This is a genomic window from Corynebacterium sp. LaCa117, assembly GCF_046717765.1.
In the GTDB taxonomy this organism is placed as follows: domain Bacteria; phylum Actinomycetota; class Actinomycetes; order Mycobacteriales; family Mycobacteriaceae; genus Corynebacterium; species Corynebacterium kefirresidentii.
This window is the reverse complement of record NZ_CP177102.1, coordinates 1,033,945-1,051,500: the sequence shown is the minus strand read 5'-3', so window position 1 is coordinate 1,051,500 and position 17,556 is coordinate 1,033,945. Positions and strand designations below refer to the sequence as shown.

Below are 17,556 nucleotides of genomic sequence, written 5' to 3'. Positions count from 1 at the left end.
TTACCCATATATCTTTCGCATCCTCACACCACCTGCCGATGCAGCCCGGTGGGTTTAAGCTAGGCACCAAAAAGGCACCTAGAGAAGAGAGAACCTCGCGCCGGTCACCCCATTAGCGCACAACAAAGCCCACAAAGGACGGTCCTTTGTGGGCTAGGTTTTAAAAGCGAGAGCGTGCTTAAGCGCCAACCTCGTAGCGAACGAAGCCAGTGATGGTGGTGCCAGCCTCTTCCGCAACCTGCTTTACGGTCTTCTTGTTATCAGACAAGGAAGCCTGCTCCAGCAGAACGATGGACTTGAAGAAGCCGTTCAGGCGGCCTTCCACGATCTTCGGCAGGGCTGCCTCTGGCTTGCCCTCCTCACGGGTGGTGGCCTCAGCGATCTCGCGCTCCTTTTCGACGATCTCTGCAGGAACGTCTTCGCGGGTGAGGTACTCAGCGTTCATTGCAGCAATCTGCAGGGCAGCAGCGTGAGCGCCTTCCTCGTTACCCTCGTAGGAAACCAGAACGCCCACTGCCGGCGGCAGATCAGCGGAACGCTGGTGCAGGTAAACGGCAACATTGTCGCCCTCTACGGTAACTGCACGGCGTGCCTGCAGCTTCTCACCGGTCTTAGCGGACTCCTCGTCCACTACCTCGGAAACCTTCTTGCCGTCGATCTCAATGTTGTTGAGTTCGTCTGCGGAGTTTGCCTTGGCCTCAGCGGCAGCGTCAGCAATCTTGGCTGCGAAGGTCTTGAAAGCCTCGTTCTTAGCAACGAAGTCGGTCTCACAGTTGATCTCGACCATAGTGTTGCCAGAAACAGCAATCAGGCCTTCGGTTGCCTCGCGGTCAGCGCGCTTGGAGACATTCTTAGCGCCCTTGATGCGCAGGTACTCAACGGCCTTATCGTAGTCGCCGTTGGACTCTTCCAGAGCCTTCTTACAATCGAGCATGCCGGAGCCGGTAGCTTCGCGCAGTGCCTTGACGTCTGCAGCAGTGTAGTTCGCCATAGTTGGGGCGATCCTCCTTGAAAATCAAACAGTGTTCGTTCAAACAGCGTAGTCGACGCGGTGAAATCGCGCCGCTTTAGGGTGGCAGAAACCACCCCTTTTCTCACCTATGCATGAAGGTGGAGCTGGCTTCAGCAGCACCCAGCATAGATAAAACCAACCCCCGCCGCCGTTTGAGCACGGTGGCGGGGGTTGGTAAACAGCCTTGGGCAGGTATTACTCCCTTGCTGCCCCACACCAAAAGTGCGTGGGGTATTCAGTTAAACGCAGGTAAGGAAGGTTCTTACCAAGAAAGTACGATTACTTCTCGGCCTTGTCTGCGGATGCTTCCTCAGACTTTTCTGCGGAAGCCGGATCGGAAGCTGCGGCAGCCGCCTCAGCGTCACGCTTTTCCTTTTCAGCAGAGTCGCCGGCAGCTTCCTTTGCTGCAGCCAGCTGACGCTCCTCACGAGCCTTCTTGCCTTCCTCTACAGCGGAGGCAACGATGCCGGAGAGCAGCTTGGTGGAACGGATGGCGTCGTCGTTGCCCGGAATCGGGAAGTCAACGTCGTCCGGGTCGCAGTTGGTGTCCAAGATGGCAACAACTGGGATGTTCAGCTTGTGAGCTTCCTTGACCGCGATGTGCTCCTTGTTGGTATCAACAATCCACAGAGCGGACGGGGTCTTAGCCATATCGGAGATGCCGCCCAGAACGCGCTCGAGCTTGGCGCGCTCACGGTTGAGCATGAGAACTTCCTTCTTGGTGCGGCCCTTGTAGCCGTCCTCACGCTCGTCCATTGCCTGAAGCTCCTTCATGCGCTTCAGACGCTTGGACACGGTCTGGAAGTTGGTGAGCATGCCGCCCAACCAGCGGTGGTTTACGTAAGGCATACCGACGCGGGTTGCCTCCTCAGCAACTGCTTCCTGAGCCTGCTTCTTGGTACCAACGAACAGGATGGTGCCGCCGTGTGCAACGGTTTCCTTGACGAACTCATAAGCCTCGTCAATGTAGGTCAGCGTCTGCTGCAGGTCGATGATGTAGATGCCGTTACGGTCAGTGAAGATGAAACGACGCATCTTCGGATTCCAGCGACGGGTCTGGTGGCCAAAGTGCACACCAGCGTCGAGGAGCTCGCGCATGGTTACAACTGCCATGATTCGCTCGCTTTCTTTTATCTTGTCTTTCGGTTTTCCAATTGTGCGGTGTTTTATTCCGCACCCTAGCAACGAAGGCCCCGCTGACACCTTGTTTCCAAGGACCACGTCAGCCGCCAGGCTGTCTCTTCCTTCCAGCAGGAAGCGACAACTTCGCCGCGCGTAGTCAATGCCTCCACACGGTGGACACACTGCTGCCTCAAAGAATAATCCCTCTACGCTGGTTTTTCCAAACCGAATACAACTTATTCACACTAGCGTCGAAGCTGCTAAGCATCATGCGCCACATTCACCCCAATTGGACCATCCGCTACTCGTAATCCACAGCCCCACAGGCAAGGACTTTCTGGCAGCTGACCTCTGGTTAATGCTTGTCCCATGAGCCATTTTTCTGTGTCTTTTTCAAAGCCCGCTTTCCGACGCCCCACCTTCACCACCACTGCCTTCCTCGTCGTTTCTTCCCTCCTACTACTGTGCTGCCCGCCGGCCACGGCCTACGTTGATCCTGCCTCGGGTAAGCCAAACCCGGCGCGGGTTTTGCGCGGGTTTGAAGCTCCCGAACAAAAGTGGAGTCCCGGCCACCGCGGTGTAGACATGGCCCTTGCCGTGGGGTCTCCGGTAGTAGCCGCTGAAGATGGCGTTGTCGCGTTTGTGGGCACGGTGGCAGGAAAACCGGTCGTTTCCATCACCCATGCGGACGGAGTAAGGACGACTTATCAGCCCGTACACGGCGCCGTAAAACAAGGCCAAGAAGTTCGCGAAGGACAAGTCATTGGCCGCTTGGGCAATCCCGTCGATGGCTATCCCGGCCTGCACTGGGGCGCGCTCATTGCAAAAGATACCTATATCGATCCTTTAACCTTGCTGGATATGCCAGTGATACGCCTCAAGCCGCTTTAAGCTCGAGGATGCGCCTGGTTATATACGCGTTGCAATCTTTGCGCAGATACGTGGGTATAGATCTGCGTGGTATTAAGCGAGGAATGCCCCAATAATTCTTGCACAACGCGCAAATCTGCCCCACCTTCTAGGAGGTGGGTGGCAGCCGAGTGCCGCACTCCGTGCGGGGTAAGCCCCTGTGCACCGCTAACTTTGGCAGCCCTATCCACAATGCGCCGCACCTGGCGCTGGTCAATGCGCCCTCCCCTGCTGCCTACGAATACGGCTTTAGTTCCTTCCTCCGCGAGTTGTCCACGGCCCTTTTCTATCCACTGCCGCAAGGCGTCGTCCGCCGCATGACCAAAAGGCACCACGCGCTGCTTATCTCCCTTACCGGTTACGTGCAAGGTGCCGCGATGAAAATCAATATCGCTCAGGTCTAGGCGCACCAGCTCCGCCACGCGCATCCCGGAGGCATACAGCAACTCCAAGATGGCACTATCGCGAAGGAAGTGAGCTTCGTCTGCAGAAACCGCATTGCCCATGAGCTCACCGGCCTGCTCGGGGGATAGAACCGTCGGTAGGTGGCGGCCTACCTTGGGCGTGACTAGCCGTGCGGCTACATCTCGCTCGAGGTGCCTTTCGCGCACTGCCCAAGTGGAAAATCCTTTGACCGCTGCGGTGCGACGCGCCAAGGTGGAGCGCGACTTTCCTTCCGCTACGGCCTCTGCCAGCCATTGGCGCAGTTTGTTGAGGTTAAATTCCGCAAAGGTAGGAACGCTGCGAGCAAGGTCGCGCAGATCTGAGCGATACCCACGTACCGTCGCCTCCGCACGGCCTTTCACGTGCAGTTGGAAATCCGCGAAGTCCTCGATAGCCTCAGCCATCTGCCCCTGAATATCCGGCGCCTTCGCGGAAACTCCATCTTCACTCATGTCACAGCAGTGTACTCGCCTTTCGCTGGGGCGATCTATTCCGTTTCCCGGCGCGCCCAGGTATTGCCGTGGCGGACAACGATACACATCTTCTCTAACGCCAATAAAAGGTGAACGGTCAACGGCAGACGAAATCCCGCGTCGCGGGCAATGTCCTCTGCCGTAGCTTTTTCTTGGCCTGGCGGCGGTGTTGCATCAAAGACTCGCAACTCATTGCGGGAGAGACGTTGTGTCATTGTTGCCGCAAAATTGATTTCATATTGTGCACCTGGATCTACTTCCCCGGCGCGGCTGACTAAGGCGCGAATTTCATCGGCGCTGGTAACCAACTGTGCACGGCCTTCCTGAATGCGCTGGTGACAGCCCAGCGAGCCGCTAGTGGTTATCGGCCCCGGTACAGCCATGGCCACGCGCCCTAGCGCTTCTGCCCAGTTAAGAGTATTAAGTGCGCCGGATCGAAAAGCCGCCTCCATAACTACGGTGCCTTGACTGAGTGCTGCAACTAAACGATTACGCGTTAGGAACCGGTGTCGCTTCGGTGCGGTTTCCGGTGCGAATTCAGAAATAACGCACCCGTTATCCGCTATCTTGGCAAATAGGTTGGCATTGCGAGCCGGATAGTCCCTATCGATGCCGCACGCTGCTATAGCTACCGTGTGCCCGTTGTTGTGCAAAGCAGTTTCATGCGCAACGGTATCGACGCCTAAGGCGCCGCCGGATATAGGAGTCCATTCGTGTTGGACCAATCCGGACACTACGTTTTGGGTTGCCTGCCAGCCATAGCGAGAAATGGCGCGAGTGCCAACAATCGCTACAGCCTGAGCAACCTCCTGTTTCACAGGGGCGCCACGCACCCAGAGGCTGTGCGGCGGCAGTGCTTGGTCATCAAAGGTAGCTGGGGCTTCCCCGCTGTTTTGATAGAAGCCGAATGCGGAATCAAACTCCTCCGTTGGCCACTCTGGGCTTTCTGCCGTGATGAGCCGAGCCCCAACGCGTTCGGCTGCTGCCATATCCTCCGCTTGACGCAGCCAATCATAACGGGAGGCCGTGCGCGCAAGCAGCGGTCCTATCCATTCAGCTCGATGGTAGATTCCATAGGCGATTTCCTCGGCCGGATACTGCGTAAGCAGGGCCTGCAAAGCAGCGGAAGGGCCTTCTACCACGCGGTTGAGGTATACCCAGGTGGCATAAGGGGTGGAGAGATCTAATTCGCTCATGCCGCGAGCCTTCCCACGTTGATGGAGCCACGCAGGTCGAGTGCGCGTCCCACTTCATCCAAGTCAGGCTGCATCTTCCCTGCTAAATCAGCTAGGGTCCACGAAAGCCTGAGCACACGGTCCACCCCGCGCTGGGAAATTTCGCCTTCCGCCAGGTAAGCGGACAACATGACCATTGCAGCATCCGCAGCCGGCCGCTTTCGGCGCAAGTAGGACGAAGGGACCTCGCCATTGGTCCGCGCGGAAATGCCATCCGCCCACCACCGCGCAGCGGCACGCTCGCGGGCAGCGGCAACTCGCTCGGCAATGACTGCGGAGTCTTCTTCGCCCTCCGCGTTGATCGTCGCCGCCTGCCCACTTAAGGTGACCACCATATCTAGACGGTCCCGGAGCGGACCGGAGAGGTTGGACAGATAATTCATGCGCTCGTGCGGGTTACACCTGCACTGCGAAGGATCTTCTGCCGAGCACCTACACGGGTTTGCTGCCATGACCAGTTGGAAGCGAGCGGGATAGATAACTTCTCGGCGCGAGCGCGCAAGCCGTACTTGTCCTTCTTCCAACGGGGCACGCAGGCCATCGAGTACCGGTGCGACAACCTCGCTGACCTCGTCGAGGAAGAGCACACCATTGTGAGCCAGGCTTACCGCTCCTGGGCGCGGATGCCCGGATCCGCCACCCAGCAGCGCGGCCCGAGTAACCGAGGCATGCGGGGCGATAAACGGAGCATGCTCAATGACCTCACCTGGCGTTCCGGTAAGTGAATGAATCGCGGTGGTCTCTACCTGCTGATCCGGGGTAAGTGTAGGCAGGATGGTGGGCAGGCGGGAAGCAATCATGGACTTTCCCGCCCCTGGAGGACCGATCATCATAAGGTGGTGCCCGCCGGCCGCAGCAACCTCGGCGGCCCATTTTGCATTCGCTTGGCCCGCGATATCGCAAAAATCCGGGCGTGCTGCAGCTGCGGGCGCGGGGTCGGGCGATCCAGGAAAACTCGCCGCCTGAGGTAACCCACGGTTTCCACACGCCCAGCTGAACGCTTCCTTCAAAGAAGCCGCAACGAGTACGTCCAAATCCGGCACCAAGGTTGCCTCGGCTGCGTTACCCGGCGGCACGACAAGAGTTGATATTCCCTGCTCTCTTGCGGCTAGGAGGGCCGGAATAATACCTGCGACGGGCCGAACGGATCCGTCGAGGCCGAGTTCTCCCAAAACCAAGGTGCGCTGCAGCCGCCTCGCGGGCGAAGGCGAGTTGCCAAAGCGCGGAAAGTCACCTTCTGCCTGTGCAGCCAAGATCGCGAGCGCTATGGGTAAGTCAAAGTGGGAACCGGATTTGGGAAGCGACGCTGGAGACATCGAGACGACCACTTTGGTCTTGGGCCAAGGAAGGTGGGAGTTAAAGGCTGCAGTCTTGATCCTATCCCGCGATTCAGAGATCGCGGTATCCGTCTGACCCACAACATGTATCCCTGGCAGGCCGTGGCCAACGTTCGCTTCTACATCGACTAACTGTGCTAGAACTCCGTTGAGGGACATCGTTAAGCAATTACCTAGAGCCATCTTCAACCCCCTTGAAGTGTTCTAGCGCAAATCCCTGCCCGCGCTCCAACAACGTTATAACGTCAAATCGCACCGAAGACAGTGGCTTTCCATCGAGCCACTGCGCTGCAGCCTTGCGAAGGCGCGCTAGCTTCTGCGGGGTTACGGCTTCTGCTACCCCGAAGCTGGAAGTGGCACGCGTTTTAACCTCAACAAAGACGATGGTTCCGTCCGCCTCGCGCGCGATGAGGTCAATTTCTCCTACCCTATAAGAGACATTAGCGGCAATAATTTCGGCCCCGCGTTCACGGAGGTAGCGCGCGGCGAAGGCCTCTCCCCTTTTCCCTAAGACTTGCTTATGGCGAGGCTTCTTCGTGGCTAGGTGGTGTTCTGAACTAAATTGCATTGCAGTTTATCCTTGTGCGTCGTGAAATTCATCGGCCTGCACAGAACACCGCAGCTAGCATGGCTTGCACAAGGTATACAAAACGGAAAGTGCCCTGGCTGTGGATAACTAGGCTTCGAGGCACTGTTATCCACAGCCAGGGCACAACGCTTGTAGTGCCGAGTTGACAAAATTACTCCGGCATCATGAATTCAGGCTTATCCAGCTCTTCGATATTGACGTCCTTGTAGGTAATGACGCGAACATAGCGCACAAAGCGGGCCGAGCGGTACATATCCCATACCCAAGCATCGGACATGCGCACCTCATAGTACACATCAGGCCCAGAGGTATGCGGAATAAGCTCTACCGCATTAGCCAGGTAAAAGCGCCGCTCAGTTTCAACGACATAGGAAAACTGACTGACAACGTCTCGGTACTCGCGGTAGAGGGACAGCTCTACCTCAGCCTCGTAGTTATCGAGTTCCTCTGCACTCACGATGGACCTCCAGGTTGTGGGTTAGCTCGCTTAAGCTTAGCGCGCAGGAGGCTAGATTCTAGCTAGGCACGCGCGGCGAACTCCGCATGAGCGCGGCGGACATTGTCATAGCTCATCCGGTGTTCCGGGCACGCTCCAAGCGCCGAAATTGCGGCCTCGTGTGCCTTAGTCCCATAGCCTTTGTGCTTGGCTAATTCATAGCCGGGGTAGCGCGCATCAAGGTCGCGCATCAGATGGTCGCGACTCACTTTTGCCAAGACACTTGCCGCGGCGATACACCGCGCGGCTGCATCGCCGCCGATGATGGGCAGCTGGGGTTGGGTAAGGCCGGGGATAAAGAGGGCGTCGCTAAGCACATAGCCCGGGCGGACATCCAGGCGTGCTACCGCCCTGCGCATACCGGAAACATTAGCGTGCTGGATGCCGCGCTTATCGATGTCCCCAGCGCTAATGTGCACCACAGACCAGTCCACAGCCTTGTCCTTAATGAGTGGAAAGAGCCGCTCGCGCTGCCGGGGAGTCAGCTTTTTGGAATCGCTAAGCTCCGCCAGCTCCTTGATCGGGCGATCAGGCATAATGCAGGCCGCGATGGTGATCGGCCCGCAACACGCGCCGCGCCCGGCCTCATCCACTCCAGCCACCGGCCCGAGCCCAGCCTTGCTCAACGCCAGCTCATAGGTGCGTCGTTGCTTAAGCCGCCGCATGCGAAATCTCTGGGTGTTCCACCCCACCCCACCGCGATAGAGGCAAGATGACAGCCTCAACTCGGCCGCGAATATTGTCCACTGGCACGGTGCCTTGTAGGTTATCGCCCAAGTGCGCACGCGAATCGAGGGAGTTGGTGCGATTATCTCCCATTACCCAGAGATGCCCCTCCGGGACGGTGACGGGGCCGAAGTACTCGCCGCCACACTCCTGGGAGCCAACGCCGGGGTCTACGGGAATCTCCGGTGGATCAAGCACGAATGATTGATCAATCGGCTGACCATCCACCATCACCGAAGGATCACCAGCTTCACAGCTCACCGTTTGTCCGCCGGTAGCAATTACCCGCTTGACGAGGATATTTTCCCCGTTGGGCAAAAGCCCTACTGCTGCCAAGGCATTCTGCGCACCTCGCACAATAATGTTGCGCGAGCGTGTGACCTGAAACTCGTTATTCCACGACTCCGGCCCTTCGAAGACAACCACCTCCCCAGGTTGTGGGTCTGTGAAGTAATAGCTGACCTTCTGCACTGCGATGCGATCATTTTCGCAGCCGGCACAACCATGCAGGGTAGGTTCCATCGACGCAGAAGGAATGACATACATCCGTCCCACCAATGCTTGTAAGAGCACCAGCAGGACAAAACCTGCCACCACGGGGAAGAAAAAATCCCGGGTGCGCAGGCGTTGGGAAGAAGGTTTATTCCTGGATGTCCGGGTCATCGATGCCACCGATGCGGGTAAACGGCCAGAAGACGAACTTCACCTTGCCGCGGACATTTTCCACCGGAACTGTGCCGTGGAATTTATCGGTCATGTGATAGCGAGAATCTGCCGAGGCCGTGCGATTATCACCCATGACCCAGATATTGCCCTCCGGTACTTCCACGGGACCAAAGTACGGGCCACCACACGCTTCCGAGCCTGTCGACTTATCTACCGGGTACGTGGGCGGGTCTTGCACGTAGTCTTGCTCGATGGGCTTGCCATCAACCATGACTGCAGGATCGCCCTCTTGGCAAGACACTGTCTGCCCACCGGTAGCAACCACACGCTTGACTAGGGTATTTTCATCGGGCGGTGCCAAGGATACAAAGCTCAACGCGTCCTGCACACCGTGGATTAACGGGTTGGACGAGCGCGGCGAGACATAACTAGAATTCCAGTCCTCGGTGCCTTTGAATACGACAACATCGCCTGGTTCTGGCTCGCCATCGCCGTAATACGAGATCTTTTCCGTAAAGATACGGTCATTCGTACAGCCCTCGCAGCCATGCAGTGTCGGCTCCATCGAGCCGGAAGGGATCACATACTGCCGTCCGATAAAGTTCTGGAAAAGGCCCACGATAACAAGGACCGTTGCCACGACCAGAAGGGTTTCCAGCAGCCACGGCATGTCTTTTTTCTTAGTTGCCCCTTCGCCTTGCGGGGAGGCGAGCCCCTCTGCGGGGTTGGCCCCCTCACCTTCCGGCGACTGTTCCTGCGAGATGCTGTCTTTATTCACGCGCTAAATCCTAGCAACCCCACGTCCCGGTTCCCGCCTTATCCCCCTCGCGGCTAGAGAATTCACAGGCAACTATCCGGTTAAAGCCTGCCGGCTGACACCAGGAAATAGCTGCTTGATTTCTAGTGGTCGTGGAAACACCTGACATGGGTTAGGTGATTGTGTGGAGTCGAAATGGGTTCCGGATTCTGTTGTTGTGGCGCGGTTTGCGTCGTTGGTTCGGGCTGGTAGTTCAATACGGGCGGCTGCTGGGGTGGTTGGTTTAGCGCGTTCGGTGGCGTATCGGCTTGCTGGTGAGTTGGACTTGCCGCGCAAGCGCCGCAGGACTACTAGCTCGGATGACAGTCAGGAAATAGCTCGCCTGTGGCTGGAAGGTGTGGCACCGATGGATATTGCGCGCCAGCTTTCTATAGGCTCTTCTCCGGTGTACCGCATCGGTATTGAGCTTGGTTTGTGGAAGCGCAATCCATATGGCCGCAAAGCTGCGGCAACAACTGGCCGATGTAGCTATCTGCAACTGCGTGCGAATGCTTTAGGGCGCAAAGATGCAGCTTTAGCCTGTGGCATTCATCCGCGTAATGCTGCTGATATAGACAAAGGTGTCATTAAGCTTTCTACCGGGCGTGTGCCTTTTGTCCCGGATGGCCCGGATGTGGCGCTGTATAACAGGCTTATGCAGGTAATTGAGTACGTTGATGGTCGCCAAGCAGTTCCAGTCCAGGTTATTCCGCAACAGCGTATCGATAGGCGTATTTCTTCGCGCTACTTGTCGGTAGAAGAGCGCGAGCTCATCTTTGATCTTGACCGGCAAGGCAAAGGTGTACGTGAGATAGCTCGGCGTCTTGCCCGCTCTGCTGGCACTATCAGCAAGGAGCTTAAACGCAACCGGGATGAATTTGGGGTGTATCTTCCCACGTATGCGCACCGTAAATCGGTGTTGCGTAGGTTTAGACCGAAAAAGCGCAAGATTGATGCCAATCCACGTTTGCGCACGGTGGTCTGGGCGATGGTGAAAGATAGGTACTCGCCAGAGCAGATTTCTGGGAGGTTGCGCAGCTGCTATCCCGGTGATGAGACTATGTACGTGTGTCCTGAAACGATTTATCAGTCTTTGTATTTCCAGGCTAAAGGCGAGTTGAAAAAGGAAGTCGCTGCTGCACTGCGTCGCGGTCACGCCCAACGTCGACCTCGTGGCACGCGCAGTGCCCGCAAGCGGTTTGTTGACCCTATGGTGATGATTTCCGACCGCCCAGCAGAAGTAGACGACCGGGCAGTACCAGGTCATTGGGAAGGCGACCTCATTCTAGGCGCGGGTAATAAGTCCGCAATTGGAACGCTAGTAGAGCGAACCACGCGCTATGTCATCTTGCTGCATTTACCGAATGGGCATAGTGCTACCGAAGTAAATGAAGCACTTACAAAAGCGATTGCTACCTTGCCAGATCATCTCAAAGGATCACTTACCTGGGATCAGGGAAGTGAAATGGCCTGCCATAAGGCCTTTTCTGTAGCTACAAACTGTCCCGTGTTTTTCTGCGATCCTGGTTCGCCGTGGCAGCGAGGCACCAATGAAAACACCAATGGACTACTAAGACAGTACTTCCCTAAAGGGACAGACCTCAACGTCCATAGTGCAGCGGACCTAGAATTCGTCGCCATGCAACTCAACCGCCGACCCCGCAAAACCCTGGGCTTTCAAACACCAGCCGAGAAAATGGCCGCACTGATAAACTCAACCGAAACATAGGAAGTGTTTCCACGACCACTAGAATCTGCCCTGGCAATAGGTACAGAAAATCCCCCTTGCACTCACAAGGATGCAAGGGGGATGGTGGCGCGCAGCGCACTAATACTAGCGACGCTCCTTGATGCGAGCCTTCTTACCGCGCAGATCGCGCAGGTAGTACAGCTTCGCACGGCGAACGCGGCCGCGGCGGGAGACCTTGATGGACTCCAGGTTCGGGGAGTGAACCGGGAAGGTACGCTCAACGCCGATACCGAAGGAGACCTTACGGACGGTGAAGGTCTCACGGATGCCGGAACCCTGACGACGGATGCAGATGCCCTTGAACAGCTGTGCACGCTCGTTGTTGCCCTCGATAACCTTTACGTTAACGTCGAGGGTATCGCCTGGGCGGAAGGACGGGATATCGTCGCGCAGCTGTGCTGCATCGACCTTGTCAATAATGTTGGACATGCCAATATTCCTTTTCAGTTTGGGACAGAGGACCCTAGCGGCGTGAAGCCTAACCGGTTCGTGCCCGTTACATAGAACGGTGCACTATTTTTCCACATGCACTGGCAGGAACCAAATTTCCTCCCCGGCACTACTTTCCTTCCCTGCCCAAATTACGCCGCCACAGCAGCTTGGGAGCGGACAAGGTGCTCATCGAGGATTTTCGCCGTGCCCAAGTGACGCGCGCGGAAGACCACATATGAGGCGAAAAGCGCGATCAGGGTAAATCCGAGCAACGCCGCCATTCCAGTCCAGAAGGTCGCATCATGAATCCCATCAGTGGCACGCGTGAAAGCATCTTTTGCGTAGGTCATCGGATGAAAAGAGTGCATAATGCTCAACGGGCAGGGAATCGCGGCCACCGGCCACACGCCGCCAAAGACCATCACGCCGAGGGCAAAAAGTCCCGCGGCGAAGATGCCACCAATCTTTCGGCCAAAAGTCACGTGGAAAAACTGGTACGTCGCCGCACCCACCGCCGCGATGGCCGCTACTACCCCGAGAATCATTGGCCAGCTTGCCGGTGACCACCCCAAAGTCGCTGACATCAGCGCCATAAAGGCAAGGACAATGAAGTTGAGCGCAGTCAGCGTGAAGAACGCAAGAAGTATCCTGCGCGCAGGATGCGTGACTGGAATTCCTTTACGTCCGAGGTAGTAGGGGAACACCATAGCCACCAGCAGCATGACGAGGAAGCCGAAGACAAGCACTAAGAGCAAAGAGGCGCCGCCGGTGACGTCTTTGCGGGTAGGGTCCGCGGGGCTTATTACAGTTTGGACTGGGTGCACATTGGAAGCGGTGAAGTTAATGGGAACGGCCATGTTTTGAGCCGAGTCTTCCGGTTTGGAGATAGATGGCGCTTTGTTTGCACCATCTGCCAGCTTCTGCGAGAGCTCACCAGAACCAGCCTTTAGCTTATCCATGCCTCCCTTGAGCTCGGCACCGCCGGCCGCCAAGCGGTCTGTCCCCGCCTTCAAGGTGCCGGTTCCATCATGGAGGCGGCTCGTGCCATCGTGCAGCTGAGCAGCGCCGTTGCTGAGTTCTCCAACGCCGCTGTGCAGCTCTTTGGTGCCATGAGCGAGACGGTGCGCCCCGCCATTGAGCTTGTTCATGCCGCCCAGATATTCCGAGTTGGGATCTGAAAGGTTGTAGTACAGCTGGCCGGTACCATGAGAAAGCTGTTCTAGTTTCTCCACCATGTTTCCACTCGTCGCCGGATCAAGCTTGGATACGAGCGAGTGGAGCTGTTCAGCCTGTTGCCCCATACCCAAGTTACGCAGTACCTCTACCAGTTGTAAAAGCGCGGGAACCACGACTTGGGCCTGTTTGAGCACTGGGATGAGCATTCCCGTGAGCTGATTAACCCCACCATCGATCTGGCCTGCACCATCGGCGAGACGGCCAGTGCCAGCGAGCAGCTTATCGGAGCCTTCGGCAAGTTGTGTGGCACCATCATCCAGGCGAGCGGCACCATCATCAAGTCGCCCGACTCCCTCATTGAGGCGGGTTGTGCCATCAAGGAGCGCACCAGTTCCGTCATGCAGCTTTCCTGCGCCGGCCCCCAGCTCACCTATGCCGGCGACCGCACGACCACCACCTTCTTGCAGCTTTCCGGCACCTTCATCAAGACGCCCAGCGCCATCGGCGGCAGTTCCCAATCCATCGCTTAGCTTATTGAGCCCTTCGATTACCTGGTCAGCATATTTTTTCGAGATTGCATTTTCCACGCTGGTTTGCACCTGCGGGATTAGGCTGGAAGAAATCACGGAGCCGTTCGTGCCGTAATAGTCATTGCTCGCGAAATGAATTTCAGGCTTGACGGGCTTATCGCTGATGATGGTCACCGCCTGTTTGGAAAAGTCCTGAGGGATGGTCACCACCAGCAGATATTTGCCCTTTATCAGCCCTTGGTCCCCCTCCTCCTTATTCACCTCTGCGAAATTTAGGTAATCGGTATCCAGCAGACCTTCTACCACCTGATCTCCGTAATTGGTATATGCGCCCTGCTTGTTGACGCCCGCGTCTTCATTCACCACCGCTAGGTCAATTTTGCGCATGTATTTGGACGGGTCCCACATAGCCCACATCATGGTTCCGGCAACAATAATGGGCGCAACCAGGAAGAACACGATGAGTGCTCGTGCCAATGCACTGCGCGGACGCCAATCCAATACGCGGTGCCAACCCAATACTCCCCTGCCATGGCTGGATGTAGCCGCTTTGCTCATTTCCTTCTCCTTGCAATTGACATGGCATCACGCACCCTTTACTTAGTTTTGCCTAACTTACCATTGTGAGGCAATATGGGCACGCATTGGACTCCACGGCGTGGAGGAATTCTCCCCCAGGCATGCAAAAGCTCCCACCGTAGGCAACGATGGGAGCAAAAGCAGCAGGCAAAAAGGCTAGCCCACGGCGGCTAAAAGCCTGCTTTCTTCAGGGCATCGGCCATGGCGCCACCACCGCCGGAGCCACCTCGACCGCCCGTCCGGCCGCGTGATCCGCCCCGGGAACCGCGCCCGGATTTGTGCCCGGAGCGCTTCCCTTCGCCCCTGGCAGCAGAGTTTGCGGCATGTTGCGCATCGCCACGGCGCTTGGGAGCCTGCTGCCCCGGTTCATCATCGAGGCGCAAAGACAAGCCGATGCGCTGCCGCTCAACGTCGACCTCCATGACTTTTACCTTGACCACTTGGCCAGAGCGCACGACCTCGTGCGGATCAGAGACGAACTTGTGGCTCATGGCAGAAACATGGACGAGCCCGTCCTGATGTACTCCAACGTCCACAAAGGCGCCAAAGGCCGCCACGTTGGTAACTGTGCCCTCAAGGATCATTCCCGGGGTGAGATCGGAGACCTTATGTACCCCCTCTTTGAAGGTTGCGGTCTTAAATTCTGGACGCGGGTCGCGGCCGGGTTTATCCAGCTCAGCGATGATATCGGTCACCGTAGGGATACCAAAGGTCTCATCTGCAAAATCTGCTGGCGCAAGCTTGGAAAGTACGCGGGTATTGCCAATAAGCTCGGAAATGCCCAGACCGGTCTTTTCCGCAATGCGGGAGACAACTGGATAAGCCTCAGGGTGCACGGCGGAGGCATCCAACGGATCGGTGCCGCCATTGATGCGAAGGAAGCCGGCTGACTGCTCAAACGCCTTTGGCCCCAGACGCGGCACCTTCTTCAATTCCTTGCGGGAAGCAAAGGAGCCGTTTTCATTGCGGTAAGCCACGATATTGGCAGCGATGGTGGAATTAACTCCAGCCACCCGCTCCAGCAGCGGGACGGAAGCAGTGTTGAGATCTACGCCCACGCCGTTCACGGCACTTTCCACCACACCATCAAGGGTGCGAGCGAGTGCGGTCTGGTTAACGTCGTGCTGGTACTGACCCACACCAATGGCCTTCGGATCGATTTTTACCAGCTCCGCCAGAGGATCCTGCAAACGACGAGCGATGGAAACTGCACCACGCAGCGAAACATCCATATCGGGGAATTCCTCCGCCGCCAGCTGCGAGGCAGAATACACCGAAGCGCCGGACTCTGAGACTACGACGGGCGTGGGACGCTGGCCTCCGGCCTGCTTGATGAGGTCCGCAATCTCCTGGGCGAGCTTCTCGGTCTCACGGGAGGCAGTACCATTTCCGATGGCCAAAAGGTCCACCGAATGCTTGGCGCACAAGGTAGACAAGGACTGTAGCGCCTGACTCCACTGATTCTGCGGCTGGTGCGGGTAGACAATAGTGGTATCGAGCACTTTGCCGGTTTTGTCTACAACCGCACACTTGACGCCATTGCGGTAGCCCGGATCCAGGCCGATGGTGGCACGCTGACCTGCCGGCGCAGCAAGTAGCACGTCCCGCAAATTGGTGGCAAAAATCTTGAGCGCACCTTCCTCTGCCACTTCTTTCAGACGCATACGTACATCCAGGCTGGAGGAAATATAAAGCTTTGTGCGCCAGCCCCAATGGACGGCGTCAGCAAGCCACTTGGAGGAGCGATCCAGTTCAAAGCGGGAGGCAATAACGTCCTCATAGTCCGCGTCATCGCCTGCATCAAGCTGCAATTGCAATACGCCTTCATTCTCGCCCCGCAGGAGCGCCAAAATGCGGTGCGAGGGCAATGTGTGGAAAGGCTCGTTGAAGGAGAAGTAATCCTTAAACTTCGCTCCTTCTGCTTCCTTGCCCTCAATGACGTGCGCGCCCATAACGCCTTCAGTAAACATGCGCTCTCGCACCTCACCCACCAGGTCAGCGTCCAGTGCGAAGCGATCCACCAGGATGGCGCGGGCGCCGTCGAGGGCTTTCTTTGTATCTTCAAAGCCCTCGCAAAGGAAGGCCTGCGCTAGGTCTTCTGGGGTGGCGTGAGGATCCGCGATGAGTTTATCGGTCAGCTCTTCTAGGCCGGCCTCGCGGGCAATATCCGCCTTGGTTTTGCGGCGCTTCTTATACGGCAGGTACAGATCTTCCAGGCGCGCCTTGGTTTCGCAGGCAAGGATTTGTTCCTTCAGGGCGTCGCTAAGCTTGCCCTGCTCCTCAATCGCCGCAAGGATGGTCTCCTTACGCTCCTGCAATTCCTTCAGGTAGTTCGCGCGCTCTTCAATAGTGCGCAGCTGGGAGTCATCCAGCCCGCCGGTGGCCTCCTTGCGGTAGCGGGCAATAAAAGGCACAGTATTGCCCTCCGCAAGCAGCTGCAACGTGGTGGAAATCTGCGTTTCCTTTACGTTGAGCTCGGCGGCGATGGTTGCCGCAATATTCACGTGGTCTCCTCACTCTTTCTCGAGGTTTGGGATTAGACCCACCCAATTTACCGCACGGCCCGTACGCCGCCTTCGCTTGCCGACGCCCCTCTCAACGCAAAACCTCCTTTCCAGCAAGGAAAGGAGGAAGGTGCGGCGCGTGCTTAGTGGATAACCACGCGGGCGTTATCGCCGCCGGTGCAAGTAACCCGGGCGGAGCTACCGTAGCAGTACATGGTGTAGGTACCACCGGTGGTCGGCGAATGGACGCTCAAGGTGACGTTGGTGCCGCCACCCGCAACCCAGTTATTCATAAAAGCGGTGTAGACGTTGCGAGCAAAAGGACTGGAAGTCGGGCCAGTCGCATAATAGTTAGGGTAATCACCCCAGGAATGTCCATTGCTGGAGCCAGCGGAACCAGCCTGTGCCGGTGCTGGTGCCGGGGCTTCCTTGGTCTCGGTCACCGTGACCGGGCTGGAGTCCTCATCCTCTGCAGAATCCTTGGAGGAACCGGACTTCTTGCCGGACCCCGACCCAGTTCCGGATCCGCTATTCGCATCCGCCTGCTGGAATTGGCTATCCCCTGCAGCGCTATCCGTAGAGTCACTCTTGTTATTGGTCACGAACATAATGACCATGGCAGCCACCGCGATTACCGCCACAATGGCTGCGATAATCGCAGCGATTGTGGCACCGCTAACGCCGCCATTGTTCTGCTGGGGATAATACTGTTGGTTGTACTGGGGCGGCTGCTGGTTAAATCCACCGTAATTATTGCCGTTGGGAGCCGTCATGGTTTAG

At 57.1% G+C, this 17,556-nt stretch carries 16 protein-coding genes; 2 read left to right on the top strand and 14 right to left on the bottom strand.

The window, feature by feature from the left end; all coding sequences use genetic code 11:
• Positions 1-178: 178 nt before the first annotated feature.
• Both tsf and rpsB read right to left on the bottom strand, forming a co-directional pair.
• Positions 179-991, bottom strand: a complete 813-nt coding sequence (tsf, locus tag ACLI1L_RS05260) for a translation elongation factor Ts (protein WP_049361155.1) — start codon at positions 989-991, stop codon at positions 179-181.
• 300 nt (positions 992-1,291) lie between these two features.
• Positions 1,292-2,125: a 30S ribosomal protein S2 gene (rpsB, locus tag ACLI1L_RS05255; protein WP_005325233.1), complete on the bottom strand. Its 834-nt coding sequence runs from the start codon at positions 2,123-2,125 to the stop codon at positions 1,292-1,294.
• Positions 2,126-2,518: 393 nt separating this feature from the next.
• Between rpsB and ACLI1L_RS05250 the strand changes: the two genes are divergently transcribed.
• The gene (locus tag ACLI1L_RS05250) at positions 2,519-3,025 is read left to right on the top strand and encodes a M23 family metallopeptidase (protein ID WP_411708249.1); all 507 of its coding nucleotides are present in this window, start codon (positions 2,519-2,521) and stop codon (positions 3,023-3,025) included.
• Here ACLI1L_RS05250 and ACLI1L_RS05245 read toward each other — a convergent pair.
• The 8 genes from ACLI1L_RS05245 to lepB (ACLI1L_RS05210) all read right to left on the bottom strand — a co-directional run bounded on the left by ACLI1L_RS05245 (position 3,022) and on the right by lepB (ACLI1L_RS05210) (position 9,787).
• On the bottom strand, positions 3,022-3,939 hold the full coding sequence (locus ACLI1L_RS05245; RefSeq protein WP_411708248.1) for a tyrosine recombinase XerC: 918 nt from the start codon (positions 3,937-3,939) through the stop codon (positions 3,022-3,024). The genes ACLI1L_RS05250 and ACLI1L_RS05245 overlap by 4 nt on opposite strands.
• Before the next feature lie 35 nt (positions 3,940-3,974).
• Positions 3,975-5,156, bottom strand: coding sequence for a DNA-processing protein DprA (dprA, locus tag ACLI1L_RS05240; RefSeq protein WP_411708247.1), 1,182 nt, complete (start codon positions 5,154-5,156; stop codon positions 3,975-3,977).
• Positions 5,153-6,715, bottom strand: a complete 1,563-nt coding sequence (locus ACLI1L_RS05235) for a YifB family Mg chelatase-like AAA ATPase (RefSeq protein WP_411708246.1) — start codon at positions 6,713-6,715, stop codon at positions 5,153-5,155. Before ACLI1L_RS05235 ends, dprA begins: the two co-directional genes overlap by 4 nt.
• Positions 6,702-7,100, bottom strand: coding sequence for a YraN family protein (locus ACLI1L_RS05230; RefSeq protein WP_049361150.1), 399 nt, complete (start codon positions 7,098-7,100; stop codon positions 6,702-6,704). The genes ACLI1L_RS05235 and ACLI1L_RS05230 overlap by 14 nt, the downstream gene beginning before the upstream one ends.
• A gap of 172 nt (positions 7,101-7,272) precedes the next feature.
• Positions 7,273-7,578, bottom strand: coding sequence for a DUF2469 domain-containing protein (locus ACLI1L_RS05225; protein WP_005325239.1), 306 nt, complete (start codon positions 7,576-7,578; stop codon positions 7,273-7,275).
• Between the two features lie 62 nt (positions 7,579-7,640).
• Positions 7,641-8,282 (bottom strand): ribonuclease HII, encoded by a 642-nt coding sequence (locus ACLI1L_RS05220; RefSeq protein WP_086587467.1) that lies wholly within the window; start codon positions 8,280-8,282, stop codon positions 7,641-7,643.
• Entirely contained in the window at positions 8,269-9,006 is a 738-nt protein-coding gene (gene lepB, locus ACLI1L_RS05215; protein ID WP_086587466.1) for a signal peptidase I, read from the bottom strand. Before lepB (ACLI1L_RS05215) ends, ACLI1L_RS05220 begins: the two co-directional genes overlap by 14 nt.
• Positions 8,984-9,787 carry a signal peptidase I gene (gene lepB, locus ACLI1L_RS05210; protein ID WP_086587465.1) on the bottom strand — a complete coding sequence of 268 codons (804 nt, stop codon included), beginning with the start codon at positions 9,785-9,787 and terminating at the stop codon, positions 8,984-8,986. Before lepB (ACLI1L_RS05210) ends, lepB (ACLI1L_RS05215) begins: the two co-directional genes overlap by 23 nt.
• Before the next feature lie 673 nt (positions 9,788-10,460).
• On the opposite strand from lepB (ACLI1L_RS05210), the gene ACLI1L_RS05205 reads away from it, so the two are divergent.
• Positions 10,461-11,534 (top strand): IS30 family transposase, encoded by a 1,074-nt coding sequence (locus ACLI1L_RS05205; RefSeq protein WP_239206889.1) that lies wholly within the window; start codon positions 10,461-10,463, stop codon positions 11,532-11,534.
• A gap of 105 nt (positions 11,535-11,639) precedes the next feature.
• Here ACLI1L_RS05205 and rplS read toward each other — a convergent pair whose 3' ends face one another.
• The 4 genes from rplS to ACLI1L_RS05185 all read right to left on the bottom strand — a co-directional run bounded on the left by rplS (position 11,640) and on the right by ACLI1L_RS05185 (position 17,549).
• Entirely contained in the window at positions 11,640-11,984 is a 345-nt protein-coding gene (gene rplS, locus ACLI1L_RS05200) for a 50S ribosomal protein L19 (protein ID WP_005325245.1), read from the bottom strand.
• Positions 11,985-12,136: 152 nt separating this feature from the next.
• Complete coding sequence (locus tag ACLI1L_RS05195) at positions 12,137-14,251, bottom strand: YhgE/Pip domain-containing protein (RefSeq protein WP_086587464.1); 2,115 nt, start codon at positions 14,249-14,251, stop codon at positions 12,137-12,139.
• A 191-nt stretch (positions 14,252-14,442) separates the two neighbouring features.
• Complete coding sequence (locus ACLI1L_RS05190; RefSeq protein ID WP_086587463.1) at positions 14,443-16,776, bottom strand: Tex family protein; 2,334 nt, start codon at positions 16,774-16,776, stop codon at positions 14,443-14,445.
• A gap of 143 nt (positions 16,777-16,919) precedes the next feature.
• Positions 16,920-17,549 (bottom strand): hypothetical protein, encoded by a 630-nt coding sequence (locus ACLI1L_RS05185; protein WP_086587462.1) that lies wholly within the window; start codon positions 17,547-17,549, stop codon positions 16,920-16,922.
• Between the last annotated feature and the right edge of the window lie 7 nt (positions 17,550-17,556).